At 67.8% G+C, this 26715-nt stretch carries 16 protein-coding genes and 2 pseudogenes; 9 read left to right on the top strand and 9 right to left on the bottom strand.

Annotation, left to right across the window (positions count from 1 at the left end; genetic code table 11):
* Positions 1–331: 331 nt before the first annotated feature.
* The gene (locus tag ACZ7JZ_RS19335; RefSeq protein WP_470940655.1) at positions 332–1114 is read right to left on the bottom strand and encodes an SMI1/KNR4 family protein; all 783 of its coding nucleotides are present in this window, start codon (positions 1112–1114) and stop codon (positions 332–334) included.
* Complete coding sequence (locus ACZ7JZ_RS19330) at positions 1093–1656, bottom strand: ATP-dependent DNA ligase (RefSeq protein ID WP_470940652.1); 564 nt, start codon at positions 1654–1656, stop codon at positions 1093–1095. The genes ACZ7JZ_RS19335 and ACZ7JZ_RS19330 overlap by 22 nt, the downstream gene beginning before the upstream one ends.
* Positions 1657–2218: 562 nt before the next feature.
* Between ACZ7JZ_RS19330 and ACZ7JZ_RS19325 the strand changes: the two genes are divergently transcribed.
* From ACZ7JZ_RS19325 to ACZ7JZ_RS19305, 5 genes and pseudogenes are all read left to right on the top strand, one after another.
* Positions 2219–3381, top strand: a protein-coding gene (locus ACZ7JZ_RS19325) for an IS3 family transposase (protein WP_470940649.1) whose coding sequence is annotated in 2 segments (ribosomal slippage) — positions 2219–2503 and positions 2506–3381 — 1161 coding nt in all. Because the reading frame shifts where the segments join, the coding sequence is not laid out codon by codon here.
* A gap of 45 nt (positions 3382–3426) precedes the next feature.
* On the top strand, positions 3427–3633 hold the full coding sequence (locus ACZ7JZ_RS19320) for a hypothetical protein (RefSeq protein WP_470940684.1): 207 nt from the start codon (positions 3427–3429) through the stop codon (positions 3631–3633).
* Positions 3634–3641: 8 nt separating this feature from the next.
* Positions 3642–3914: pseudogene (locus ACZ7JZ_RS19315) on the top strand (transposase); the annotation flags it as partial.
* A gap of 62 nt (positions 3915–3976) precedes the next feature.
* Complete coding sequence (locus ACZ7JZ_RS19310) at positions 3977–4378, top strand: DUF4259 domain-containing protein (RefSeq protein WP_470940646.1); 402 nt, start codon at positions 3977–3979, stop codon at positions 4376–4378.
* Positions 4379–5221: 843 nt separating this feature from the next.
* The gene (locus tag ACZ7JZ_RS19305; RefSeq protein ID WP_470940643.1) at positions 5222–5479 is read left to right on the top strand and encodes a transposase; all 258 of its coding nucleotides are present in this window, start codon (positions 5222–5224) and stop codon (positions 5477–5479) included.
* Between the two features lie 6 nt (positions 5480–5485).
* On the opposite strand, the gene ACZ7JZ_RS19300 is transcribed toward ACZ7JZ_RS19305, so the two are convergent.
* Complete coding sequence (locus tag ACZ7JZ_RS19300; RefSeq protein ID WP_470940641.1) at positions 5486–6688, bottom strand: IS3 family transposase; 1203 nt, start codon at positions 6686–6688, stop codon at positions 5486–5488.
* Positions 6689–7500: 812 nt separating this feature from the next.
* Entirely contained in the window at positions 7501–10857 is a 3357-nt protein-coding gene (locus ACZ7JZ_RS19295) for an RHS repeat-associated core domain-containing protein (protein WP_470940682.1), read from the bottom strand.
* A gap of 4914 nt (positions 10858–15771) precedes the next feature.
* Here ACZ7JZ_RS19295 and ACZ7JZ_RS19290 point away from each other — a divergent pair.
* The 3 genes from ACZ7JZ_RS19290 to ACZ7JZ_RS19280 all read left to right on the top strand — a co-directional run bounded on the left by ACZ7JZ_RS19290 (position 15772) and on the right by ACZ7JZ_RS19280 (position 21375).
* Complete coding sequence (locus ACZ7JZ_RS19290) at positions 15772–19773, top strand: FG-GAP-like repeat-containing protein (RefSeq protein WP_470940638.1); 4002 nt, start codon at positions 15772–15774, stop codon at positions 19771–19773.
* 218 nt (positions 19774–19991) lie between these two features.
* Positions 19992–20759 (top strand): calcium-binding protein, encoded by a 768-nt coding sequence (locus ACZ7JZ_RS19285; protein ID WP_470940634.1) that lies wholly within the window; start codon positions 19992–19994, stop codon positions 20757–20759.
* A 274-nt stretch (positions 20760–21033) separates the two neighbouring features.
* On the top strand, positions 21034–21375 hold the full coding sequence (locus ACZ7JZ_RS19280) for a hypothetical protein (RefSeq protein WP_470940631.1): 342 nt from the start codon (positions 21034–21036) through the stop codon (positions 21373–21375).
* 70 nt (positions 21376–21445) lie between these two features.
* Here the strand turns inward: ACZ7JZ_RS19280 and ACZ7JZ_RS19275 are convergent, their stop codons facing one another.
* The 5 genes and pseudogenes from ACZ7JZ_RS19275 to ACZ7JZ_RS19255 form a co-directional block, all read right to left on the bottom strand.
* Positions 21446–21727 (bottom strand): hypothetical protein, encoded by a 282-nt coding sequence (locus ACZ7JZ_RS19275; protein ID WP_470940628.1) that lies wholly within the window; start codon positions 21725–21727, stop codon positions 21446–21448.
* The gene (locus ACZ7JZ_RS19270) at positions 21724–22095 is read right to left on the bottom strand and encodes a DUF6247 family protein (RefSeq protein WP_470940625.1); all 372 of its coding nucleotides are present in this window, start codon (positions 22093–22095) and stop codon (positions 21724–21726) included. The genes ACZ7JZ_RS19275 and ACZ7JZ_RS19270 overlap by 4 nt, the downstream gene beginning before the upstream one ends.
* The gene (locus ACZ7JZ_RS19265) at positions 22092–22364 is read right to left on the bottom strand and encodes a hypothetical protein (RefSeq protein WP_470940622.1); all 273 of its coding nucleotides are present in this window, start codon (positions 22362–22364) and stop codon (positions 22092–22094) included. The genes ACZ7JZ_RS19270 and ACZ7JZ_RS19265 overlap by 4 nt, the downstream gene beginning before the upstream one ends.
* A gap of 740 nt (positions 22365–23104) precedes the next feature.
* A pseudogene (locus ACZ7JZ_RS19260) lies at positions 23105–23215 on the bottom strand (IS5 family transposase); the annotation flags it as partial.
* A 346-nt stretch (positions 23216–23561) separates the two neighbouring features.
* Positions 23562–24227 carry an FG-GAP repeat domain-containing protein gene (locus ACZ7JZ_RS19255; RefSeq protein ID WP_470940619.1) on the bottom strand — a complete coding sequence of 222 codons (666 nt, stop codon included), beginning with the start codon at positions 24225–24227 and terminating at the stop codon, positions 23562–23564.
* Between the two features lie 1281 nt (positions 24228–25508).
* Between ACZ7JZ_RS19255 and ACZ7JZ_RS19250 the strand changes: the two genes are divergently transcribed.
* Positions 25509–26666: an AraC family transcriptional regulator ligand-binding domain-containing protein gene (locus ACZ7JZ_RS19250; RefSeq protein WP_470940616.1), complete on the top strand. Its 1158-nt coding sequence runs from the start codon at positions 25509–25511 to the stop codon at positions 26664–26666.
* Positions 26667–26715 lie beyond the last annotated feature (49 nt).

Raw genomic sequence — 26715 nt, 5'->3', positions numbered from 1 at the left:
CAGCAGCCTTGGCTACCGCAGTCCGGCCGACTACGAGGCCGCCCTCGCGGCCTGACCACCACACCGATGGTGTCCGTCAAAGCGGAACAAGCTCAGAACTCCGTCAGCTGGTAACCAACCTCACCCTTGCCAGCGCCGTGCTTACAGAGGAACAGAGCACGTCAACGAACGGCGCCCCGCCTCCCGACAACGTCATCCCGCTTCGTGCACCCACCACCTGACAGCTGCACCCATTCGGGTCCGCGCCGGTCGACGGGACACCGGGGCGGCCCCGTCGACCTGAGCGTCGTCCGCGCTGTCGTGGACGCTGATTCCCCCCAGCAACTTGTCGTCAAAATGGCAGAACAAAGTCGTGCTCACTGATTGTCCTGGTCACGGTCGGCTCGGCGTCAGGCCAGGCACCGGGAATCGCTTCGATCGCGCGTTGAAGGTCACCTTCCGTCCGACCCGTTACGACCAACTCCGTCCCCTCGGAGCCGGGCTCCAGACGGAGCAGCAGGCCAGCGGCAGAAAACCACCGAACACCCGGTCCCATCGGGTCGAACCACGCCGGATAAGGCGGCAACGGGACACGCGCGAACTCCTTTTCCAGACAGGCAACTACCTCAGGAGTTGCCTGGCATGCGCGCCCTTGTCGCCACCTGCCTACGACAGCCTCGCTCAGCACGGTTTCAACACAAGCCAGCGACAAGCGATCGAGAAAGCGACATCGTCCGGAGTTCGGCAGGCGATCGGAAAACAGAGCGACCGGCGGGTCCTCCCGAGACAAGTCGGTCAGCGAAACCCCCCAACCGGCGCAGCCTTGATTCTCACTGCGGAAGACCAGAAGTTCGCCGGAAGGGTCGAACAGCAGTTCCTCCGGCTCCAGCAACGGGTTCTGCTGCGCAACCAGATCTCGCCGTCGACCGAACAACGTGTATGCCTCCCGGAGAGCAACCGGAAGGTGAACGCCGAGGCGATCCTCGGCTCTCTGTATTTGTTCCAGCGTGAACCCATCAGCCGGTGACAATGGAGTGAACCAGGAGGCGGCAAAAGAGCTGACAAATGCCCATGAATCCGCCCGTTTCCAGCACCCACCCGCCAGGACCTCAGCTACGTCGAACGTGTCAGACATGCCGCTGACCCTATGCGGTTGCCAGCCTTCCGCCGATCGGCACTGCGACACGACGGAGTGCCCACCACAGCGGACTGAAACGGGAGCCTGAGCAGTAGCCGCGGGACTGAACAGAAGAACTTGACAGGGAACACCGCCTCCGTGGTGTCCCGGCGGCGCACCTTCGTCCACCCCCGGAACCCCGGCAGGTACTTTCCCTCCAGCCCCTTGACCACCAGGCCTTCAACACCGCTCACGTCGGTCCACGTCTCCAGCCACTCCCGCGCCTTGCCCGGGTCGGTGGTCATCGGACACAGCGTCCACGGAGCGCTCAGCCCCCGCGCCGCAAACAGCGTCTCCAACCGACGCCGGCGCTCCCGGTACGGGAGGTCCATCACCTCCAGGCCGTCCTGCACCAGCACATCGAAGACCACGAAGAACGCGGGCAGGGACGGGACGAGCACGGTGGCGCCGCGGGCGCGGGCCGCAGCCCGGCGCTGCAACCCCTCGAACGAGAGCCGCTCCGCCGCCACGTCCCCCACCAGCAGCTCACCGTCCAGCACAGGCCCGGCGGCGGCTGCCCGGCCGCGGCCACCAGGTCCGGCCACCGGTCCTGCACCAAAGCACCGCGGCGGGTCTGGCGCAGCACCGGACCGTCCGGCCGGGACGGCGTGAACAGCAGGGCGCGGTGGCCGTCGAACTTCTGCTCGTACGCGAGCCCGCCCTTCGCCACGGCCGGGACGGGGACGGTCTCGGCGGCCTGGGCCAGCATCGGAGCCACCGGAGGCGCCACCACGACACGGCCCTCCCTTCACCCGCCGCCTACCCGCACCCGGCCCTCCGATCCTCCCCGAGGGGCAGAGCGGGCGCAGCCGGGAGGGGTCCCCGCCGTGTTTGCGGCTGCCGGCCCGGGGCACGAGCGCGCAGGGCCGGGTGAAGAGCGGCTACCCCCGGCGGGCCGTGCGCGTCCTCCCCCTCGCGCACGACCCGCCACCCACCACAGGACCCCGCACCCCGAGCGGACCCGGACGGTGACCCGCAGGCCCGCGGGGGCATGGGTCTGCCGCACGATCGGGTGACATCTGAACTGGCTTGCCCTGTAGGGCAGGTGGGAAGGATGTCGCTGTGCCCAAACCTTATCCGGAAGAGTTCCGCCAGGACGTCGTGCGGGTCGCGAGGAACCGCGGCCCGGGTGTGACGGTCGAGCAGGTCGCCACCGACTTCGGTGTCCACCCGATGACGCTGTGGAAATGGATGCGTCGGGCGGACATCGACGACGGGGCGAAGCCCGGGACGACCAGCCAGGAGAACGCGGAACTGCGGGAAGCGCGCCGGCGGATCAAGCTGCTGGAGCAGGAGAACGAGGTCCTGCGGCGGGCCGCGGCGTATCTGTCGCAGGCGCATCTGCCGGGAAAAGGATCTACCCGCTCGTGAAAGAGCTGGCCGCGGACGGCACACCCGTCGCGGTGACGTGCCGGGTGCTGAAGCTCGCCAGGCAGCCGTACTACCGATGGCTCGACCAGCCGGTTGGTGACGCGGTCCTCGCTGAGGCGTATCGCGCGAACGCGCTGTTCGACGCCCACCGCGAGGACCCGGAGTTCGGCTACCGCTTCCTGGCCGACGAAGCACGCGATGCCGGGGCGTCGATGGCGGACCGGACGGCGTGGCGGATCTGCCGGGACAACCGCTGGTGGAGCGTGTTCGGCAAGAAGCGCGGCCGCGGCGGCAGGGCCGGCCCGCCGGTCCACGACGATCTCGTCCGTCGCGACTTCACCGCGGCCGGCCCGAACCGGCTCTGGCTCGCCGACATCACCGAACACGCCACCGGCGACGGCAAGCTCTACCTCTGCGCGGTCAAGGACGTGTTCAGCAACAGGATCGTGGGCTACTCCATCGACACGCGGATGAAGTCCCGACTGGCCGTGACCGCCCTGGAGAACGCCGTGGCCCGGCGCGGACACGTCGACGGATGCATCCTGCACACCGATCGCGGATCGCAATTTCGATCAAGGAAATTCGTCCGGGCGCTCGACCGCCACCGGATGGCCGGATCCATAGGGAGAGTCGGGGCAGCCGGCGACAACGCGGCCATGGAGTCCTTCTTCAGCCTGCTGCAGAAGAACGTCCTCGACCGCCGACGCTGGACCACCCGCGAGGAACTACGAATCGCCATCGTGACGTGGATCGAGCGGACCTACCACCGACGCCGCAGACAAGCCGCACTCGGCCGCCTGACACCCGTCGAATACGAGACCGTCATGACCACACCGGCCCTCCAAGCCGCGTGACTGAACCTGTCACCCGAACCCGCAACAGACCCCATTGTGCCGGGGGTGACCCTGGACGATCTGCACGACGACATGCTCGCCGCCGACTTCGACACCACCGAAGCCCCCCGGCTCCCCCTCCTCACCCGCACCGAGGCCCCGGTGACCCTGGCCACCCTCGAAGCCGCCGCCGAGAACGCCGAAGACGAAGGCGTACGCTGCGCAGCCCGCGAAGTCCAAAGCCGCCTCGGACGACGCCTGCCCAGCCCCTGACCACCCGACACGTCCGTTCCTTCGCGGTCATGCTCACCGAGCGCCAGGGCGAGCGTCTCCCGGACTGGCTAGATGCCGTCCGGCAGGACGACCTGCCCAGTCTCCACACCCTCGCCGTCGGCATCGACCGCGACCTCGACGCCGTCATCGCCGGATTGACCCTGCCCTGGAGCTCGGGCGCAGTCGAGGGGCTTGTCAAACGGATCAAGATGCTCAAGCGCCAGATGTTCGGCCGTGCTGGCTTTGCCCTGCTCCGCAAGCGCGTGCTCCTTGCGCCCTGAACGGTGTCAGTGGCTGCTGAGATGCTGACCGCGGCTCGGTCAGCGAATACCAGGAGACACATATGGGAACGTGGGGAACAGGACCGTTCCAAAGCGACCTCGCCGACGACTTCAGGGACTGGCTCCATGGCCTGCCGCCGCAGGAGGCCGCGGCAGCCATCAAGGAAGCGTTCCAGCGAGTAGTCGATTCCGGCTCGGTTGTCAACGGCGAGGACGGAGCAGAGGCAGTTGCCGCCGCTGCCTACGCCATCGGCCATGCCCGGGGCAGCGATATTCCCACGAACCCTGAGGACGGGCCGGGGAGACCACTCCCCGAGATGCCAGAGCCGGTGCGTGCCCTGGCCCGCCAAGCGCTCCGCCGCGTCTTGGGGGATGGATCTAAACTCGCCCAAGGATGGGTGAACAGCAGCACCGCCGCAGAGTGGCGCCAAGAAGTTCAGCTCATCCTTTGGGCATTCGACTAGCTGTGATCACTCGCCGTATTGGCACCACAGAATCTGAACCAGAGCCACAACCCGTGAATAAAGCCACTACCTGGCCGCATTGCTCGGCGGCCTGCGAGCCACACCGACGCCGGTGTGAGATCTCCCCTCTGCCGCAGTCGGGGTAATACTTGCGCTCAGTGGCGGCGCCGGGCACCTCTGGCGCCCCTCCACCCTCCCCTGAAGAATGGGGACCGCAAGGGTGCCGTTGAGGCCCCCGTGCCCGAGGAGGCCGCGGCCGTCGTCCTCGGCTCCGGCGAGCGCGGCCGCCAGGTACGGGGTCGCGGTGAGGAAGCGGGGGTCGCGGCGGCGTACGGCGGCCCTCACCGGGAGGAACGAGACAGGGGCAGCCGGGATCCGGGCGCCGGCCCGGGAGGTCTCCTCCTCTTCCGCGTGGAACTTGCCAAACATGATCCCGACGGGGCCGTAGAGGTTATCAGAACCCAGTGGGGCCAGGCCAGCAGGTCCCGTTGCCGAGCTCCGGGGACCGCGCGCAGAGGACGATGTTCTCGGTCCGCAGGCCGCCTTACGGCCGGGGCAGCAGAGGGCGCAGCCACTCCCCGGCCTGGACACCAGCGTGAAACAGCTCCGCCTCCATCGCCGCCGGCTCGCCATCGGCCTGGTAGACCGTCCAGGTCGTCAGGCCCTTGGAGGGACGGGGCCTGGGAACATGGCGGTGCTGATCGAGAGATGGAAGTGTGTGAGAGGTGAGATCTGTGGCGGCGTCATTGGTCGGTGAAGATTTGGGGGGAATGAGCTGTACCGAGATTTGTGGAGCCCCTGATGCCAGGGATACCGTCCTGGCGAAGGAGAACCACCAGCACCATGGCAGCACCCCGTAGATACCCTGACGAGCTCCGCGAGCACGCGATCCGCGAGGTCCGCACCACCGGCCGCCCCATCGCCCACATTGCGAGGGACCTCGGCATCCACAAGGAGGCCCTGCGCGGCTGGGTCCGCCAGGCCGGGCTCGACGAGCTGAAACAACTCCGCAGGGACGTCGCAGAGTTGAGGGCAGCGAACGAGATCCTGAAAGCCGCCTCGGAGTTTTTGCCCAGGAGGGGCCTTGACCCCGAATCCTGAACACGGTTATGCGGCTGGTGCCAGCGTAGTTGGTGGTGCTTCGAGTGCGGCTTCGTAGGTGATGGGGCTGCGGTGTCCGAGGTGGGAGTGCCGGCGTTGGGTGTTGTAGCGGTTGAGCCATCGGAAGGCGTCGAGTCGGGCCTGGCGCTCGTTGGGCCAGCTCTTTCGGCCCTGGAGCGTCTCGCGTTTGAAGGTCGCGTTGAAGGACTCCGCGGGAGCGTTGTCCGTGCTGGAGCCGACCGCACTCATGCTCCGTTGGACCCCTGCTGACCTGCAGGCTTCAGCGAATGCCCTGCTCGCGTACTGGGCTCCGTGGTCGGTGTGCATGATCGATCCGGCGAGACTGCCGCGGGTTCGGACCGCCGCTGCCAGGGCGTCGGTGACGAGGTCCGCGCGCATGTGGTCGGCGATGGCCCACCCGGCCAGACGGCGCGAGGCGAGGTCGATCACGGTCGCGAGATAGCAGAACTTCCCGCCGTCGATGGGCAGGTAGGTGATGTCACCGACGTACTTCGTGTTGGGGCTTTCGGCGGTGAAGTCGCGGCCGAGCAGATCCGGAGCCTTGGCCGCGGCCGGGTCTGGGACGGTGGTGCGGTGCCGGCGGCGCAGGCGAACCCCTTGGATTCCGGATGCCCGCATGATCCTGGCGACACGCTTGTGGTTGACCGGCTCGCCGCTGTTCTCGCGGAGCTCGGCGGTGATCCGCGGGGTCCCGTAGGTGCCGTCCGATTCCTGGTGCACGGCCCGTCTCCGGTTGGCTAGGCGGGCGTCGGCCGCTTGTCGGCGGGCTCGGTCCGGAGCCGTGCGGCGCCAGTAGTAGAAGCTGGAGCGGGCGATGCCCAGGACGTCGCACAGCCGCTTCACGCCGTGACGGCGCTGATGGTCGGCGACGAACTGGAAGCGGTTCACCAGCGTCTCCCCGGCGAAATACTTCGCCGCTTTCCGGAGGATCTCGCGCTCTTCCTCCAACTCCCGGATCTTCTTCCGCAGTGCGGCGTTCTCCACCTCCAGCGGCTCGGGCGCCTCGGCCGGCTCCTCGGCACGGCGGCCCCGCAGCCGACTCGCCCCGGCCGCCCGGGCCCAGTTCCGCAGGGTCTCGGGATTGACCCCGAGATCGGCGGCGACCGACCTGATCGTCGCTCCCGGCCTCGACTCGTACAGCGCGACCGCGTCCGCCTTGAACTCCGGCGGGTAGTGCTTCATGACCACGAGATATCCGTTCTCAGATCCTCAGGATCAAGTGTCTCGTGTGTTCAGAATCTGGGGTCAAGGCCCAACCTGCATCTTTCGACGTCGCACCGCCAACCATGCACGAGCCCGTTCAGGATGGCCACAAACTAGAACTGCGACCCGTGGAAGGAGCCATCAACCGGATCAAGGGGTCATGGCCCTCAACAGCCGTGGGTCTCGCGTGTACCGACGAGACCCACGGCAATATTGCGCGGTCAGTCGGAAGTCAACGCCGATCGAGCGGCCCTTCGGTATGTAAGCGCTGCTGCGCCAGCTGCCTTACGTACCGCGGTCACGCCCAAGTCTCGCAACTCCGACAGGGACTGTTCCTGCGCTGCCCGCTCGAAGGAACCCAGACTCTCGCCATCCGGCGACCGCCAGAGAGTTGCCGCCGTCTGGGCTCCACGGAGAACCTGTTGACAGACCTCTGGGCTATATCCATTTGATGCCGCGTTCAAGACCATCCCCATCACCTGGACTCCGCCACGGAAGAATTGCGCCTCTGCAATACTTGCAGGGACCTCCGCAGCGAGTCGCGCATGGGCCGCTACGGCATCACGAAGGATTTCCGAATTTAGAGCCCTTCCTTCACACGCTCTCATAGCCGCCCGCAGGCCGGAGTCGACACGATTATACAGATCGTCAACACCAGCGTTGTCCGCGATGATGAAGAGAGCGCCTCCGATGCGCAGCGAAGCCGCGCAGCAAAGAGACCCCAACTCTTCGGGAAGGAGTCCTTCAAACTCTGCACTCACAGTCAATTCACTCCCAGAAAACACATTGACCGAGCGTCACCAAACGGCCGAAGTATCCGAAGTTAGCGTGGCACCACGCTTTGTCAGAAAATCTTCACATTTGGGGCATATGGGTCGACTTACGATTAGAAGTTTTGGCTGCAACTGGAGTCCGCCAACAACCTCATTAAAGAGTTTTACTTCCGCATGCCAAAGATTGTCACGCTTCACAGTCTTGGCTGGCTGTGGAATTCTAAAAGCGAACGAATTACCTCCGAGGGAAGGAACCACATTAAATTGAGCGGGGCTCATATCCGCACGAGCACCCACCGCGAAGAAGTCAAGACCCTTCCCAGGGGAAACATCCACGTGTAGGCCGCCCATGGTTCGCCATCCCGCACCGCCTCCCGCTGCATCAGTGAGGTCGTCAACTACGCCCTGAAGATGCCCCTCATTAGCCGAACCGCCACCGCAGTTGTGGACGAGGACCGGCGCGCTTCCCGCCAGCACATAGTACGTATGGATGTCCGCAACAGTGAGGTTGTGAACCCTTGCCGAGCGCGTCCAACGCTTGACGGCCGAAACCTGGACGATGTCCCCGTTGCGGAACCAGGTACCAGGGGTCAGGTCCGTGGCCTTGATCCACCTGCGGAGGGCGGGTACCCAGAAGGGGTGGCCATCAGTCGCGGTGATCCTTTCAGACTTGGTGCCGCCGCTAGATTTCGCTTCCACAGTGATCTCGACGAGGTTCTTGATGCCCTCTCCGACAATGGTGGCGGCGACGTCCTTGGCCTTGGTCTCGCCCGTTTCGGGATCGGTGGCCAGTACCTTGTCGCCCGGCTTCAGGTCCTCGATCGGCTTGGCTGAGCCGTCGGCCAGGGCCACCTGGGTGCCTGGTGTGAAGCTGTTCGTGCGGCAAGAGGCACCTGCGCTGTCTCCGCCGCCCGAGTCCGTCTTCTTGGCCGCTGTGGCAGCTGCCTCGTCGGCCTTCTGGGCTGCCGCCTTTGCGGCTTCCGACTCCTTCTTCCATGCGGCCATGTCTTCGGCGTACTTCGCCATGGCCGCTGCGTCGTCGTCAGAGCGGCGCATGATGTCGACCGCCCAGGCGACTTCGCCTTCCCACCTGCGGTAGGCCTTCCAGGCCCGGGCGAGTGCCTTGACGAGCTTCTTCGCCCGGCTGGCCCACGGGATGACCGCTTCGGCCGCCAGGATTCCGCAGGTGACGACGTCACCGCCCAGGCAGGCGACGACGTCGTTGTAGCCGCTGGCCTCCTTCACGACCTCCTTGGCGGTCTGGAGGATGAAGTCCATCTTGGACTGCTGCTTGAGGCGCTTGGCCTTCTCCACGTCCTCCTTGGACACGGAGGGGGTGGGCTTGCTCGGGGCCGGCGGGGTCGACGTCTGCCCCGGAGGGTTCGTCGTGCCGGGGGTCTTGCGGGGCGGGTTGCTGCGCTTGGTGCAGCGCTCGTCCTCGCAGAACGCCAGGCCTGTGGGGTCGGAGAACGTGACCGGGCTGTTGTTCGCGTAGGCGTACGGGTTCATCGTCTGGGATTCGACGATGTTCATCTGCGGGTCGACCGAGATGAACCGGCCCAGAGCCGGGTCGTACTCGCGGGCCCCGAGGTGTGTCAGGCCTGTGGAGTCGTCCTTCGTACCGCCGAGGAAACCGCGCTCGTCCGGCCACATGGTGGGCTGGGCGCCGCGTTCCTCGCCGAAGGGGTCAAACTTGCGACGCGTCACTACCTGGGTGGTGCCGTCGACGGCCGTGGTGGAGCTGCCGTTGCGGTCGTTCAGGAGGTAGGTGGTGGTGATCTTCCCGCCTTCGGCGGTGCGGACCATTGCCGGGCCTGCGGGGTGCGCGTACGTGCGGGTGCCCTTGACGATGGCGCCCGACTTGTCCGTGCGGATCTCGGTGCCCGGCAGGTAGAGGGTGGTGCCCGTCGGGTCCCTGCGGATCAGGCGGTTGCCGCCGGCGTCGTACAGGTACTCGGTGGTCTTGGTGCCCTCGGTGACCTTGTCGAGGCGGCCCTCGGTGTCCCAGAGCAGCGTCTGGGTGCTGCCCTGGACGGTCCGCTTGGTGGTGTTGCCGGCGGTGTCGTAGACGTAGCTCTCGGTCCGGGCGCCCGCGGGGCCCGTGGTGTCGACCTTGGCCAGGCGGCTGGTGGTGTCCAGGCCGGTGGCGTACGTGTACGTGCGGCGGATGTCTTTCGCCGCGTCCAGGGCCGGGTCGTGCTTGGTTTCGGTCTTGCGGTTTCCTACCGCGTCGAAGGTGTAGGAGCTCCAGTACGGGTCCGGTCCGCCGACCTTCGGCTTGACGTTGGGGTCGGTGGGATTCGGCTTGGCGGAGCAGTTGTCGGTGGCCGTCCAGGACTCCGACATGCGGCGCAGGTAGTCGTAGACGAAGCACTGCGTGTCGGTAGTGGCGGCGGTCGGGTTGGGGCCCTGGGCGTCCTTGATGCGCAGGACGTTGCCGGAGTGGTCGTAGGTGGTCGAGATCTCGCTGATGCGCGTCGTGCTGGTGGTGCCGGTCTCCTGATCGTGGGTGACCTTGAGGTTGCGCCGGGTCTGCTCGTCGAACTCGTAGCTGGAGATCAGCTGCTTACCTGCGACTCCGACGCGGGTGCGGACGACGTCGCCGAGCTTGGTGTATTCCGTATCCGTCACGAAGGGCTTGCCGGCGACAGACATGCCGGTGACCTGGTCGAGTCCGTGGTAGCCGACGCTGACCCGTTCGGAGGGTAGCCCTCCTGCGGCCGGGTGCGTGACCATCAACGGCAGGCCGACGTTGGCGGAGTAGGCGTTCGCGTAGGCGTACTCGCCTGCGAGCTTCCCCTCCGAGGCCGGGATCGTGATCTTCGAGCCGGTCGGGCGGTACTCGGTGTCGTAGCCGGTGACGGCCTGGACGTAGGCGTTGCCGTTGTCGTAGCGGGTGGCGGAAACCGGCAGGCCCAGGGCCCCGGGGAGGGAGTCGTAGGTCTGCTCGGTCAGCTTGGTGCCTGTGGCCGAGCCGGCGCGGGTGGCCGTGATGCGGCCGAGGGCGTCGTACTCGAAGGCGATCGTCTTCGGGTCGGGCGTGCGGCCGTCGGTGACGGTCAGCACGCGGTCGCCCTGGTCGTAGGTGGTGGTCTGGACGCCCTTGTCAGGGTCCTTGCTGCGGGTGAGGCGGCCACGGATGTCGTAGGTGTACGACCAGTCGTTGCCCCCCGGGTCGGTGACCGAGGAGAGCAGGCCGCGCTTGTCGTATGCGTACGTCGTCTTGTCGTACGCGCCCGTCAGGGTGGTGCCCTTGAACGTCTGGAGTTCGACCTTACGGCCCTGGGCGTCGAGCAGCGACTTGGTGGGGGCCTGGCCCGCCGGGGGGTCGGTGCCAATCCAGTCGCCGCCGTAGCTGGTGGTGGTCCGCCAGGTCTCCACGCCCTTCTTGCGGGCGATGGTGGCTACGGGCCGGCCGAGGCCGTCGTACTCGGTGAGCGTGGAGGACGGCACCTCGTTGTCGAGCGACTCCCACGGCTTGCCTTCCGGCTCGCCGCTGTTGAAGTGGCCGGCGTTCTCCTTCCACACCTGTCCACGGCTGTCGTAGAAGGTGTCGGTGATCAGGCGGCCGCCGTCGAGGGCGGGCTGCTGCGCCTGACGGAACCTCAGCAGGCCGTCGTAGATCTCGTACGAGGTCCGGTAGGCACCGCTGTCCAGCAGGGACTTGCTGGTGATGACCACCGGTCCGGACGTATTGATGTTGTAGGAGAACTCCCCGTCGGGGGTCTCGGTGGCTGGGTCGCGGTCTGGGGACCAGACCTTTGTCACGCGGCCCAGGCCGTCGTACTGCATGACCTGGCGACGACCGTTGGCGTCCTGCTGGACGAGCGGCAGGCCGCGACCGGGGTCGAACTCGCTGGTGCTGGTGTGCCCGAGCGTGTTGGTGGTGGTGACCTTGGTGACCAGGCCGCCGGTCGCTGGAGTGTAGGCCATGGTGGTGGCCTTGCCGTAGACGTCCGTGACGGATACCGGGCGGCCGTAGGTGTCGACCTTGGTGGTGCCGGTCACCGTGTACTGCGGCACGCCGTTGGCGTAGCCGGAGAGGGCCTCGGCCTTGACGACGTTTCCGTTGGCGTCGTACGTGACGACGGTGTCCGAAGCGACATCGGCAGGACGGGTGATCGTGCTGTCACCGCAGGCCTTGGTGACGGTCTCCACCCGCTTCTGGAGGTAGAGCCACTTGGAAGCGGAGGTGTCCTTGAAGTATTCGTAGGCCGTGCACGTGTCGTCGGTCGCCACATCGACGTCGCCGCGGTCCGTGGTGGACTCCAGCAGACCCATGGCGTCGTACTCGTGCTTGACCTCGGTACGCCGCTGACCGCGGTTCCCGGAAAGGATCGTGCGCGAGGCCACGCTCCCTGCCCCGTTGACACGCGCTTCCAGCGTGGCAGCGCCTTCGCGCTTACGGCTGGCTGTCGCGTCCTTGCCTGTGAAGGGGGTGTAGAGGGTGGCTGAGGTCAGTTCGCCGTTTTCACCGTTGTAGTAGAGGGTTTCCCGGACCTGGCCGGTGAAGTGCTCGTGGTCCTTGACCTTGGCGCCCTCGGAGTCGGTGAGTTCGACCGAGCGGACATCGGTCGCTCCCGGCTTGAGCTTGTCGCCGTCCAGCCCCCGGTAGTACAGGTTCTCGACGAGCGAGCGCTCGTCGGGTGCCGCGCCCACGAGAGTGCGCACCTTCGCGTAGCCGCGGTACTGCGACCAGGTGCGGACGTTGGCGTCGACGCTTTCGCTCTCGTCGTCGTATGCCCAGGCCGGCTTGCCCACGTAGCTGTACGTCGTGACCTTTGCTGGCGAGAAGGCGTGCTTGTCGGACTCAGTGATGCGGTCGACGCGGTGCTTGTGGAACCAGTCCGTCGTGTAGAGCTTCTTGGTTCCCGTGGGATCTGCCGGGTCTGGGCTTTCGATCACGACCGGGTAGCAGCGCAGTGTATTGGTGTGTGCTGCAGAAGGCATGACGACCGTACCGGTGCGCGAGCACTCGGTGGAGGCGTAGGTGACGGCAATGGTGGCGCCGGTCTCGGTTTCGACTGCGCCGATGCGCCAGCGACGGTAGGCGGGGCTGCCCTCTGCTTCGGCGTCGACGCGGTTCGGCAGTTTCTTGCCTCTGAACGTGACCGGCGGCAAATCGATGTCTACGCCGTTCCTGCCGGTGTGCGTGATCGTGCTGAGCCAGAGGGGCGCCTCACCGTCTCCGGTGTCGGCGAAGAACTGGCCGAGCGCCCAGGTGTCCACGGCGCGGTAGGTGTCCGCGACCAGGACGTACGTGTTGACACCGGTCAGGCGCTTGCGTGAGAAGAACGTGGGCGAGTAGCGGCCCTTGCACTCCGTACCTGGGGCACACAGCTGATCCGCCGGGACGTCGGGCCAGTGCATCCGCACGTCGTTGGCGGCCTCGCTGGTCAGCTTGGCCTCGTTGCAGTCGAACGGGCTGGTGCCCGTCACGACGACGCAGCGCTCTGCGACCTTGAAGGTGATCCGGGCCGGACTGTCGCCGAAGTAGTCGCCGGAGCGCACGCCGTAGTCGATGCGCTTGAGCCATCCTCCGCGGTCGTAGGCGCGGGCGGTGGACTTTCCGAGCGCGGTGACGTTGGAACCGTAGTGGTTCGACTCCTTCTCGTACCAGTAGGTCATGGCGTTGCCGCGCGCGTCGACGACGGCATCGAGGTTCCAGCGCCAGGTCTGGTTGCAGACGGAGTCGGCGTAGGACGCCTGGTAGCAGGTCTCGCCGGGGTGGTTGCCGTACACCGGTACGCGCCAGACCGAGTTGGTCTCCGCCTTGCCCTCGGCCCAGCCGCTCAGGCGGTTCACACCGAAGTAGTACTTGACGCCCTGGATCGTGGTGATGCGCCAGTAGTCCTTCTTCTCACCGTCGGGCTTGGCGGGGTCCACGGGAACGCTGGTGAAGGCGACATGGCTGCCGTCATCGTCAGCCGGCCTCCACTTCTTCGTCGCGTCATCCAGCACAAGCTGGGTGGAGGAACCGTTGAGCGAGAGCGTTACGGTCGGGGGGCCTTCGCAGAGGTCACCCGTGGGGTGCTTCGGATTGTTGTAGCCGCTGCCCTCCTTGCGGTCGTTGACACACGGCACGAAGGAGCGTTCAACGAAGTTGTTGGACGCCCCGAGGTCCCATCCGTCACCAACCCAGGAGGCCTGCTGCGAGGTTGCCGAAGTGCGGCCGTCGATGCTGGCCGAGCTGTAGGTCAGGCCCAGCGCGGGCCCCGGGCCGCCCAGCGAGGCCGGGACGTCCATCGGGTAGCTCCAGTTGAAGTCACCTGCTGCACCGCCGCCGGTCCAACTTCCCGTGGGGCTGAGCGAGGTCGCGCGGAAGTCTCCCGAGGGCCCCTGCGGGCCGGCGGTGGCAGCGAGGACAACGGCTGGTGCGTTCTTCGACGCATCGGCGGGAGCCGCAGGGGCCTGCACCTTGGCCGTGAGTGTGCCTGTACGGACATCGTTGTGTGTGGCGACAGGGGTACGCGCGGAGCACTCCGCCTTCTTCGGCGTGGTCAGCACGCACTCGGGCATTGCCACCAGTCTCAGGCGCGATCCCCATGAGCCGCCGTACACATTCCGGAAACCCGAGTAGTCAAGTTCGACCTCGAGCGGCGCTGAGCCGGCAGCCTTGTCCGTACGACGGACCTGGAGCAGAATGCCGTCGACTCCGGCCCGGGCCGCGGCGGCGCGGTCCGCAAGTGTGACCTCGGCGGTGATCTCGGCAGCGGAGGCTGCCAGGGCGGCCTTCGGTGCTGTGCCGCTGCCCGCTCCATGCGCCACACGAACGGGCAGGGATCCGGCCCTCACTCCGCCGGACACGCCGCCCTGCCGCACCTTGGCGGACGCGGAGCCCAACATTCGAGACTGGCTGGGAAGTTGGACAGCGGCTACGCCTGGTTTCGGCCAGGCGGCATTGGCAATCTTCTTTCCGATGGGCACCGGTACGGATGTCCTCGCAGTCGCCTGCAGCGCGGCTGGGCGGCCGGAGACATCCGTCAATTCCTGAAGCGACGGAATCGCTCCGGCTTTGTCTGCCGCGCTAGCAGTCTCGAGTGCCGGAAGTCCCGGCACCAGCAGAGACGAGGCGATCAAAGGCAGGGCCCATCGCCGCCAAACGGCACTCGTGCGCGACCCCAAACGGCCGCGTTGAACTCTCACTTCAGCAATCCCCCAGAATTCCCCGTCATTACAGTCGGCAACGGACGATATCACCGACCGGAAGGCCACCCAGAGGGTCAAATCGGACCAAATTCTCCAGCCGGATCTAAGGGGCATCGCCTGCTCAAGCGACTCCTTCCAGGCCATCTGCCGACAACACAGACGCAGCGAAGACCTGTCGCCTCCTGCTATTTTTCACCCTTGACCTACACCTGGGGCACAGAGTCCAAGCCAAAAGCCCCGGGTCCCAGCACCAGGGGGACGCAACATATGAAGCGACCGAAGGGAGCCCTCAGAGCGAGGGTTTCCGTATTGACACTATCGGCCATGCTGGTCGGCCTGACCACCGCACCGCCGAGTGCATCAGCCGATGATTCCCCGAACCCCGGCACGCCAAATGCAAGCGCCAGCCTCTCCGAGAAAATCGAAAAAGAAACTGCCACTGCATTCCAGAAGGCAAAGGACACCGGGAACCCTGTAGAGATAATTTCTCGACGTACAGAGACCGATGAAATTTTTGCCAACTCGGATGGCACTTTCAGACTAGACCGCTCTCTCGTTCCGAAAAGGGTTCGAGAAGGCGGAGAGCTCGTGTCAGTCGATCCGACGCTCGAGAAGTCGCCCGACGGACGCATCTCCCCCAGGGCAACGTCAATGGATCTTTCCTTCTCGGGCGGGGGGGAGGGTCCGTTTGCACAGATGTCCCTGAACGGGCGGGAAGTATCACTCGGATGGCCCGGGCGACTGCCCGCGCCTACCCTGGCCGGCACCACCGCGACCTACCCCGAAGTCCTGCCCGGCGTGGATCTGACCGCCACGGCCACACCCGGTTCTTTCTCCCATGCCCTCGTCGTCAAGACCCCGCAGGCAGCCAAGAACCCCGCGCTCTCGGCGATATCCTTCACCCTGGAAGGGGAGGGAGTCGACATCTCGCCTGCTCCCGACGGCGGCATCCAAGCCACCAGCCCCGGTGGCAACGTCGCGTTCTCCGCAGGCAAACCGCACATGTGGGATTCGGCGGGCAGCGAGAACCTGATCAAAACGTCTGCTTCGTACTCTTCTCGGGCGTCAGCGCGTCTGGCGCCGAAGCGGTCCCTCTCAGCGGTCCTCGGGGGTGCCACCGAAGGGTCGGGGCAGACGCCCCTCGACATGACGGTGACGGACTCGAAGCTGACGCTGAAGCCCGACCCCTCCTTCCTCTCGGACCCGGACACCGTATTCCCTGTGGTTATCGACCCCGACTGGGCACCTACCGCACGGAAGAACTCGTGGGCCATCGCCTACAAGCACACCGGGATACCCGGTACGGAGAACACCACCTATGCGAACGGAGGTACAATTTCCGACTTCGCGCGTGTGGGCCACGCAACCGATACCCAGCGCGGCGGGACCGTCCATGCGAACACCTACTTCCGGGTTCCGACAGGAAACCTGTGGGGTAAGCAAATCCTCAAATCCAGCCTCTGGATCAAGCAGACGCACGCCGGATCCTGGTCCTGCAAGTCGGGAGAGGTCCTGGTCAAGGACATCGGGGAAAAGCTGCCCTCCGGCATCACCTGGAACAACCAGCCTGCTTGGCTGCGTACCGTGGACTCCTCCGGCGAATCGTTCGGCGGCCGCAACTGCCCCGTGGACTCGGCAGGAATGGTCGAGTTCGGAGTGACCTCGGCTATCGCCAAGGCAGCGAAGGAGAAGTTCGCCACGTGGTCCTTCGGCTTGGTCTCCAAGAGCACGCAGGTCGACGTCTCCTGGCGCAAGTTCGACCCGCACAGCGCCTACGTGTCCACATGGTTCAACACCATCCCTGACCGGCCTACCGCGCTCGCCACCAACCCCTCCGTGCCCTGCACCGGTGGCGTGATCGGGACCACGGACAAGGTCGTGCTCTTCGCGCGGGTGGGCGACAGCGAGGACGAAGCCCTCGACGTCGAGTTCCGCTACGGCAAGCAGGGGTCGACCACCGTCACCCGCGCCCGGAAGACGGGCCATGCCACGCGCGTGATGGCCCAACACGAGATCAAGGCCGCAGAGCTCGGCAGCGGCAGCTACTGGTGGGAAGTGGCCACCACTGACCGGGAAGCCAACGGTCCCGTGAGCACCAGGTGCAAGTTCACCGTGGACGCCACGGCGCCAAAGCAGCGCCCCACCGTCACCTCCACGGAGTTCCCCGCCGGCCGGGACGGAAACCCGGCCCGCACCGCCGGAAGCTTCGTCTTCGGCGCCAACGGCGTGACCGATGTGGTGAGCTACGAGTGGTGGACCGACGGCGACAGCACTCCCAAGTCCGTGAGGGCCACGTCAACGGGTGGACCGTCGGCCGCCGTACGCTTCACGCCGCTGAGTGCCGGCCCGCAGTACCTCTACGTCCGCAGCCTTGACGCAGCGGACAACCAGTCGCCCATCACCAACCACCTCTTCTACCCGACCCGGGCAGCCGAGCGGGACGCTCCAGGCGACCTGAACGGCGACAAGTTCACCGACCTGTGGACCGTGGACCCCGGCAGCGGCGAACTGCACGTCTACACCCAGAACAACGGAGCGTTCAGCACCAGCCGCCGGGCGGATCCCGCGTCCTTCTCCAACAGTGTGTCCCTCACTCACCGGGGCGACTGGAGCGGGGACTACTACGAGGACCTCCTCCAGCTGCGCCCCGGTACGGCAAACCCGGATATCAACGAAATCTGGGTGTACGAGAACGAAGGGGACGGCACACTCGCCGACAAGCACAGCGGCCGCTATCGCCTGCAGTCGGCCATGGACGACGACGCGCTTGTCAAGCGCGCCGACCAGATCCTGTCCGTCTCCAGCATGGACGACGACAATGGCGACGGCGTGGTGAACGCGTCCGACACCCCGGACCTGCTTGTCAAGGTCGGCAGCGAGCTGTGGCTCTACCTCGGCGCCCAGGGCAAGGGGGCGAAACTCGACAGCATCGCGGACGCGATCGAGATCGGCGCCGCCAACTGGGGCAACATGACCCTGATCGGCCCCGGTGACCTCAATAAGGACGGCCTGCCGGAACTCTGGGCCCGCGACCTGACAACCGGCCTGATCCACCAGTACACCAGCCGCAAGAACACGGACAGCATCCGGTCCACCGAGGTGGACCTGAGCGTGTACTCCGACCCGAAGGTCCGTCAGACCTCCATCGGTTCCGGATTCACACGTACCGCCTACCCGCACCTGTCAAGCAACGGCGATCTTGAGAACGGTGTGGCGTCCGGTACCCCCTACGCGGACCTGTGGGCACAGGACGCGCAGGGCAGCGCGGTCGAGTTCCCCGGCCAGGCACTGTCGAACGGCACCATATTCGGGCAGGCCCGGCCGCTGGTCTCCGGTGGTACCCCCTGGGGTACCTGCGAGTACTTCACCGGCCCCAACACAGGCAAGCACCAGCTGTGCGGACCGATCCTGGCGAAGTACAAGGCACACGGAGGACCGGCCAAGGTCGGCTATCCGTCGACCGACATCGTCACAGCGGCAGACAAGACCGGCCGCTACGCCCTCTTCCAGGCCCCAGGGACGTCGGCGGACAACCGGTCCATCTCCTGGAGCCCGACGACCGGCACCTGGCTTGTGACAGGGGCCATCTTCTCCAAATGGACGGCAGCGGGCCGTGAGGGCGGAAGCCTCGGCTACCCGGCCTCGGAAGAACGCCGCACAGCCGATGGAGTGGGATGGTTCACCACCTTCAACAAGGACGGCAAACTCGGCGCCGTCTACTATCACCACGCCATCGGAACCCATATCCTCCAGGGATCCATCTACGCCCGGTACCGCGATATCGATGGATTCCACACGCTCGGCTACCCCTCCACGGCACACGAGGCCGTAGAGACCGGGGCCGGACGGGTACAGGCGTTCCGGTTCCAGGACCAGTCCGTCGACAGCGGATTCATCTACTGGAGCTCCACCACCGGATCCTGGCCCGTATACGGCGGCATCCTCGCGCGTTGGAACGCCCTGGGGCGCGAGAAGAGCGCGCTCGGCTACCCGGCCTCCGAGGAGTACCCCGTGGCAGGTGGAGTCCGCCAGGACTTCGCCAAGGGCTACATCCGCTGGAACAGCACGAGCAGGACGGCCACGGAGCACGCCGACGGCGACCGCACGGCGCACCTTCGCACCGACCTGGCCGGTGACGTCAACGCCGACGGACGGTCGGACGTCATCACCGTCTACAACTACGGAAACCAGCACACGGGCCTCTACGTAGCCAGGGCCAACGCGGAGGGCGAGTACGGCCCTCCGAAGGAGGCTTGGAGCAGCACCAACGGCCTGTTCGACGCAACAAGGGCCAAGTGGGTCTCGGGGGACTTCAACGGTGACGGCCGCACCGACGTCGCCTGCCTGTACGGCTACGACGACGGGACGGTCGCGGCCTGGACCTTCCTCGCCCAGAGCGACGGCACGTTCGACCAGAGCGTCAAGAGCGCGATCCTGAGCTCCGGATGGACCTGGTCCCGCGTCTCGCTGACGGCTGGGGACACCAACGGTGACAAGCGTGACGACCTGACGGCCGCCTACGACTACGGGAACGCCCAGACCGGAGTCCACACCTTCCTCGCGAGGTCGGACGGCGGCTTCCAGAACCCCGTTCTCAACTGGAAGTCGGACACGAACTACTGGAACGCGGCCTTCACGAAGTGGACCGTGGGCGACGTGAACGGGGACGGCCGCAAGGACCTGATCGGTTTCTACGGGCACGGCACGAGCGCGGTCAACATCTGGACGTTCCTCGGCGAGGCCGACGGCACGTACAAGGCCCCGTTCAAGGCCTACACCGCCTCCAGCGGCTGGCCCCTGGCCTCCGTTGAGATCACCGACGGCGACCTCAACGGCGACGGCCGCGCGGACCTGGTGGCCATGCTGGACCACGGCGACGGAACCACCAGCCTCAACTCGTTCACCGGGCAGGCCGACGGCGGCTTCAACGCACCCGTCCTCGGCTGGAAGTCAGGGACCGGGAACTGGTGGGCCAGCAGCAGCGGCAACCCGCTGGCAGGCTCCGCCGGCGGAGACGCGAAGACCGACGTCACAGCGGTCTACAACTACGCAGACGGCTCGACCCGCTACTTCACGTTCGACGGTGACGGGGCGGGCGGGTTCGAGCTCCCGCGGCCTTCCTTCCACGCCGAGCCCGGTACCTGGTAGCACCAGCACAGCCGAGCCCAAGCGCCGTCGGACCAGCCAGGTCCGACGGCGCTTGACTTGTCCACGGACATCTCAGGACACCACTCGCCGGTCACCTGGCTGACCCCCGGCCACCCCCATGCAGCGTCCCTGATCAGCAGTGGTTAGATGCTCGGGACCTTCGTCGCGGCTCTCGCGTTCGAATCGACTGCTTTCCTGATGCATCCCGTGGGGGGACCATGCCCGGGCGTACCTATTTCGCCGTCTGCTCTGCCGCTCTGCTGACCGTGGGCGCAGTTGCGCTCCCTGCTGCAGCCGACACCCGGCAGGGCGACAGCAAAGTGCTCTCCGCCAGGGTCAACTACGGCAAGCCCATCATCGTGGGGTCGGCCGCAGGCGCCGTCTCGTTCAAGGTGCACGTGAAGGCTTACGACGCCGCCGGGATCGACTACGTGGACGCTGTCCTCTACCGGGGGCCGAGAGGCGACCCGACGTCCGGACTTGCCGCCTCCGGCCGCCGCTCCTGCGAGCCCATTTCCACCACCACGTCGGACTGCGTGCACGAGTTCGAGGTGGACAAGGGGTGGTTCCACAACGCCGAGGCAGGACCCTGGTACCTCACCGCAGTCGCCCGCGGCAGGGACGGCGACCACCACGGCGTCGATGTGGCGGCCACGACCTACCTGCAGCGCGCATCGCAGCTCACCGTCAACGCGGGACCCGAACCTGTCACCGCCGGGAAGCCGCTCACGATCACCGGAAAGCTCACCCGGGCGAACTGGGAGACGCACACCAACCGCGGTTACTCCGGTCAGAAGGTCAACCTGCAGTTCCGCGCCCGCAACTCCACCGCTTACACCACGGTGAAGACCGTCACGTCGAACAGCACCGGCGACCTCAAGACGACCGTCACCGCTTCCAAGGACGGCACCTGGCGCTGGCAGTTTGCAGGGACCAGCACCACGCCGCCCGCGGCCTCCATCGGGGACTTCGTGGACGTCCGATAGGACGCGCCTTTAACGCAGATTGACGGCGGGCGGGTCCCAAGGCGGTGATCAGCACCCTGTCGCATCAGGGAGCCGATTCCGTGGGACCCTCTCGCTCACGTGACGGCGGCTCCGGCACCGGGCTGGAGCCGCCGCTCTCCAAAAGGGCGTTCTTACCACTTCAACACGGCTCAGCCGCACCGCCGCCGTCGCGGCTTCCATCGTGCTGGCCGCTGGTTACACCCTCGTTGGTACACCTGCCGGTGCCGGTGAAGCCGACGAAGCGGTGCGACTCGTGATGCAGGACGCGGTCGCCCATCCTGATGGCCCCTGGTACGGGTCGCCGCCTCTGGAGTCCGGGCGCCTCAAGGGCACCGTGCTGTACACGTACTCCACCAAGCCGCTCGACGGCAACGGGGCGGGCACGGCGGACGTGTCCTCGGTCGCCGCGCAGGAGGCAGGGTGCGAACCCGTCGCAGGGGCCCCCGACGTCCAGGCGTGTGAGGTGCTCGGCGACGTGAACGAGCCCCGCCAGTACTGGTGGGTGCACAAGAACGCCCCCGACATGAGCACCGTCCACCTCGGCTACGCCTACGTCCCGCGCGGAGGCGACCTCGCCGCCGGTGCCAAGGCCTAGGGCTCACGGGGCAAGGGCCTCTGCTGCAGGCCCTCCTTCCGAGACCGCAGTCACCCTGCAGTACCTCACCTCAGAAATCGGCATAGGGCGGGATGATCCGGATGATCGCAACAAGCTTCATCCGGGGCAACGGAAGGGCGTAGAACCAGCCGTCGTCCAGAAGGGGGATACGGCGCAGCCCTCCGGGAATGCCCTTGCGGCCGCCTTCGCCGATGTCGGTGATGTCGACGCCGACGTCGGCGAGGGCGACGAGTTCGTCCGCGAGGCGTTCGACTTCGGCCGTGACGTGGGCGGGCAGGCCCTTGATGACTTCGTCGGCGTTGGGGTCGTACTCCCAGCGCCAGCCGGTCACCGGGCCCCGCCGAGCGGGATGCCGGCTTCGGCCGCGGCCTTGTCCAGGATGTGCCCCATCTCCGCCGTGATCGCCGCCGCTTCCGCCGGCGTGGTGGCGCGAGCGGCCTGGGCCTCCAAGGTGCGCAGGCGCGCGGCCTGGTCGGGGTGGCGTTCGAGAGCGACGTAGAGGGCCCACTGACGCAGGAAACGGCGCATCGGCGCGGAGCTGACCTGCTCGCGGGCGCGGGCGATGGCGGTGGCGCGTTCGGAGTCGAAGGTGGGCAGGGCGTCCGGCGCGAGCCGGGCGAGGGCCGCACGCAGTTCCTCCGCCGTGGCCGGAGGCTGAGGCCCGGACGGTCCGGAGGGGTGCTCGGGGGCCGTGCTCATGCCGCCACCTCGCTGCCGTTCCCGGTCTGGGCGCGGTGGGCGGCGGCGAGCGTGGAGACGTGCTGGCGGGACCAGCCGGCCCTCGCCGCAACCGCGGCCGGTCCGCCCCGGTCGTAGCGGGCCGCGATCCGCCCCGCGGCCCTCCCTAGCGCGGTACGGGCCTGCTCCAGGGCCTCGGCGTGCATGGCCACGGCCGCGACGAGGCGGTCCAGCTCCGCGGCCTCGTCCGGAGCCAGGACCACCCGGGTCGTGCGAGGGGAATCCGTCATGTAACCAGCCTGCCCGACACCTCACCGCAACCGCAACCGCACTTGACACCTCGGGAACAGGCTGCGCCGGCGGGCGGCTGTCCGCACCGCAAGCTCGCAGCGCTCCGCCGCCGTACCAGGGCCTGCACACCACCGCGCCGTGTTCGGCCGTCCCGTAGCAGACCCGCGCTACACGCACACCGTGACGCCGAGCGACCTCTCTCAGGGCCGATATGCGGGAACGGAGGGCCTGTCACGACGCGCGGTCCGGCCGACCGCTGGAACGCCAGCACCGGCCGCTACCGGAGGTTTGCGTTGCGACCGCCCCGCAGCTGCTGATCGCACCGCCCGCCGAGTGCCCTTCCATCGCAGGCGCGGCGCGGTCGCCGCGCTCCAGTCAGTGTGGGGCGGGCACGGTGCTGCCGCAGTCTTGCCCCGTGGGCGGGCAGGATCGCGTGCCGTACCCTGCTGGCCCGACCTCGCAGAGCAGCCCGCCCTTGAGGTCCTCGGCGGCCGTTGGAGGTGTAGCCGAGGCCGATGTGGGCGTTGCGGGTCGGGCCGGCCTCGGGGCTGCTCCGGTGCGGTCCGTCGCCGCGGTCGCGAGGTCCACGGGCGCGGTGAAGGGCTTGCCCGGCTCTCCGCTGATCTGGACGGCAAGGGTGTCCATGGAGGGCCTGCCGAAGGTCAGGTGAAGGGCTCCCTGTTCTGGGTGGCGCAGCGAACGTCCCGGAGGTGCGGGGGATGTCGATGGCGTCGCGGTCCGGCCGGTTGGCGGAGGTCTCGACGCTCTGTGCGTCGATGACGCAGGCACTCGGCTCGGCGCCCCGGCCTGCGGTTTCCCGGACCAGTCGGCGGAGTGGGCCGTTGAGCTGGCGAAGACGTGGTCCTTCTGGCAGGCGGGGACCGACAAGTCGTGTTTCGGGGTACCGTCGACCGCCATCCCGCCACAGGGCTCAAGCCGGGTTGGCTGGGGGCGCCTGGGGATCAGGCGGGAGCGAAGCGGCTGAATCAGGCACTCGCCTGCTGTCGCCAGCCTCAGCCGGCACGGCAGTCACCGAAACCTCAGCCCCCGTCAGGCCAGCCAGCCAACACCCTTCGGGCCACTGCTCACCAGACGCAACGGCGGTCGGGGCAGCAATCTGCACACTGCGTCCCCCGTCAGGCTCGACACCTGTCAGGTGGGGACCAGAGCATGGGCGGGGCGGAGGGACGCAGTCCTCATGACACCTTGTCCAGTGACTTCCAGCCGGTGCCGATCTTGGATCGGGGTGCGAGGAGGGCGCCCCCGGTGCGGCCGGTCGCCGTGTAGCGGTAGACGTTGCCGGGGCTGTCGACGGCGACGAGGTCGGCGCGTCCGTCTCCGGTGAGGTCGCCGGGCGATGCCAGGTGCAGGTAGGCGTTCCAGCCCGCGCCGATCAAGGCACGGGGGGCGAACGGGGCCTTTGCCGAGCCCGTGCCGCGGTACACGTACAGCTTGCCGTCGCGGTAGTCGCGGGCGAGCAGGTCGGGGCGTCCGTCACCGGTGTGGTCGCCGCCGCTCACCAGCCGGTCGTAAATGCCCCAGCCGGTACCGACCTGGGCCCTGGGTGCCAGCTTCGGCTCCCTGAAGCCCTTCACGCCGACGTGGAGGTAGAGCCTGCCGTACTGGTCCAGGGCCACCACGTCGGGGGCCCCGTCCTCGGTGAGGTCGCCGGGTGCGACGATCCGCGTGTAGTTCCCCCACTCGGGCCCCTCGGCCAGGTCACCCGCTGTGTCGTTGTGGAGGTGCCGCATGAGGACGGTGTAGATCTGTGCGCGGTCTTCGTCGTCGATGGCGTTACTGAAGAGCGTCCCCGCCCCGACCGTGCCGGTGGGAACAGGACGCTCCTGTAGAGCTGGACACACGGGTCGGGTGAGGCTGCCTGCGCCAGCCGGCCTCACCGACGGATGCACCCCCGCTGGGACACGTTCCCAGGCACGCACACCAAGACGGGCCCGCCAGTGCTGCGAGTGGCCCGTCCGCCGTACTCACGAGTCAACCCGAACCCACAAGACCAGAACATGAAAGTCCACCTGCAAAACCACAAGGCCCCCACTTTTGCGGGTCACGGCAAAACAGTCACGTCGGCCCCCGAGCGGGACTGGGTGCACAGGACGGGCTGCTGGAGCTCGGTGACCCGGGCGCTGCTCGCCTACGAGCAGATGCGCGCGTACGGGCTCCCGGCGAGGGAGCAACAGCGCGGTCACTTGCGCTGGCCGGCCTTCAAAGTGGCTGGTCGACCCCGCGCCGGCGGCCCGGGTCCTGGGCGAACTGGCCTCGCTCCCCTCGCCGTCCGCGTCGGCCGGACCGTAACGGGAGAGGGTTCCACCGGCAGCCGGCGTGGCCGTGAACCCGCGGGGAGAGGAGATCACCGCACTGCGGGTGTCGTTGTCGACGTACGGGTCGCGTGGGGACGCCGAGCCGCTGGTGGGGCCGACTGCGCAGTTGCAGGGGCTCGATCCGTGGCCCGGCCGGGCCCCGCCACGCGCCTCGGGCCCCGACCCCACGAGCCCACCGCGCTCCGCATGCAGGGCGGGGCTCCTGCATGCCCGGGAGCTCCCCGTGCCGGCCCGTGCACAGCCCGCGGGACGGTGCTGCCGTGGGCGAGACCCCCGCCCGGTCCGGTACCGGGCCCCGACGGTTGGGGAGGATCACCGCGCTGGAACGCAAGTGCCTCAAGGGCCGCACCCAGATCACCTTCGTCAGGCCCGCCAGCAGTCCAGGCGGGCTGTCGGTACGCGGGCCTCTTCGCCGCGGAGCGATCCAGGCGGGACCATACGCCCGGCGGCGACGGGCGCCGCGGTGCGCTGCGGGGCCGGCGACGCAACTCCCCGGCGAAATCCTCCGGTTGGCCCCGACGCGCAGCATGCTCAGATGGGGGTGGGGCGGGCGGGGCGGGCGGTGCACCGCGGTCCGGGGGCGGTGTTCCGGCAGCTGCCCGCGCTTGTCGACCGGGCGTGATCGAGTCACAGTGTCTGTCGATCTACCATGGCGCGAGCACGAATCGAGCTGGGGGGACCGGACCGTGCGTTCGGGAGTGCGGTCTGCCGTCCGCGGGGCGGGGGACGCACTCCGTCCCTCGTCAGGTGCGTGCCGCTCCCGGCACGGCCGGGAGTCACCCCGAACGCCACCCGACGAGGACGGTCATGACGCAAGAGCACGGGCACGGGCCGGACGGGGATCCGACGGTTCGTCAGGACCGGCATTCCCAGGAGGTCTGCGGTCCCCGGCCCGCCGCTCCGGAGTGCTCCGCCGCCCCGCAACCCGTGCTCCCCGGTACGACGCCGTCCGCGTTCACGCGGCACAACGCCGCCGTCGCGCGACTCCTCGGCGTGCCCGGAGAGCAGTTCGAGGGCCTGCTCGGCATGGCCCCGGAGCACCTTGAGGGCGACCGCTTCCGCACACCGTCCGCGACCAACATCCGTATCTGGGAGCTCCTCACCACGCGGGCCCCGTGGACGGAGGTGGCCCTGCTGATGGCCCGGCGGGCGGAGCTGGGCGCCTTCGGCGTCTGGGACTACCTCCTCACGTCTGCCCCGACGCCGCTCCAGGGGATCCGCGACGCCGCGCAGTACGTCGCCGCCGTCGGGGACGCGGGCACCGAGCGGCTCCTGGTGACCGAGGACGGAGAGTACGTCACCCTCCGCCATGCGAACGCCTCGGAGCTCACGTACGAGACTGCGTCCGCCATCCGCGCGTTCGGCCTCGGCCTCCTCCAGCAGCGGCTCGGGGAGGCGATGCGGCGGCCCGTCGTCCCCGTGCACGTCGCACTCGCGGCCGAGGCACCCCGCAGCCACGGAGCGCTGGCCGAGCTGTACGGGACCAGGGCCGTCGAGTTCGGCGTGCCGATCAGCTCGATCACCTTCCGCTCCGCCGAGCTGCGGGTTCCTTCCCCGCATGCCCAGCCCGGCCTGTCGGCCGTGCTGCGGACCCATGCCGAGCGCTCGCTGGGCCAGGCCGTCCCCTTGTACGGCTGGATCGACGAGTTCCGGCTCGCCCTCGCGGCGGAGGGCCCGGGTGACCCCGTCCTGCGCACGGTCGCGCAGCGCATGGCGATGAGCACCCGGACCCTCCAGCGGCGGCTGGAGACCTCCGGGACGACGTGGAGCTCGGAGCTGGAGGCGGCGCGCCGCACCCGCGTCCTGCGGATGCTCCGCACCACCGACCTGACGCTCGACTCGGTCGCGGAGCAGGGCGGCTACGCCGATGTCCGCTCGATGCGGCGGGCCATCCGCCGGTGGACCGGACACACCAGCACCGACCTGCGCCGGGGGGCTTCCCCGGTGCCTTCCCCGGTGCCCTGAGGCCGGCGGGACGGGCGGGCCGTGCAGGAAGGGGCCGGACGACTGCTGC

The organism is Streptomyces sp. NPDC038213 (assembly GCF_055600495.1).
Note: the sequence above shows the minus strand (reverse complement) of the source record. Positions and strands in the feature narration are given on the sequence as shown.

Excerpts from the sequence above, each read along its gene's own strand:
- ACZ7JZ_RS19335 (WP_470940655.1), bottom strand. The coding sequence starts at position 1,114 with ATGTCTGACACGTTCGACGTAGCTGAGGTCCTGGCGGGTGGGTGCTGG.
- ACZ7JZ_RS19310 (WP_470940646.1), top strand. The coding sequence starts at position 3,977 with ATGGGAACGTGGGGAACAGGACCGTTCCAAAGCGACCTCGCCGACGAC.
- ACZ7JZ_RS19305 (WP_470940643.1), top strand. The coding sequence starts at position 5,222 with ATGGCAGCACCCCGTAGATACCCTGACGAGCTCCGCGAGCACGCGATC.
- ACZ7JZ_RS19290 (WP_470940638.1), top strand. The coding sequence starts at position 15,772 with ATGACGGTGACGGACTCGAAGCTGACGCTGAAGCCCGACCCCTCCTTC.
- ACZ7JZ_RS19285 (WP_470940634.1), top strand. The coding sequence starts at position 19,992 with ATGCCCGGGCGTACCTATTTCGCCGTCTGCTCTGCCGCTCTGCTGACC.
- ACZ7JZ_RS19270 (WP_470940625.1), bottom strand. The coding sequence starts at position 22,095 with ATGAGCACGGCCCCCGAGCACCCCTCCGGACCGTCCGGGCCTCAGCCT.
- ACZ7JZ_RS19265 (WP_470940622.1), bottom strand. The coding sequence starts at position 22,364 with ATGACGGATTCCCCTCGCACGACCCGGGTGGTCCTGGCTCCGGACGAG.
- ACZ7JZ_RS19250 (WP_470940616.1), top strand. The coding sequence starts at position 25,509 with ATGACGCAAGAGCACGGGCACGGGCCGGACGGGGATCCGACGGTTCGT.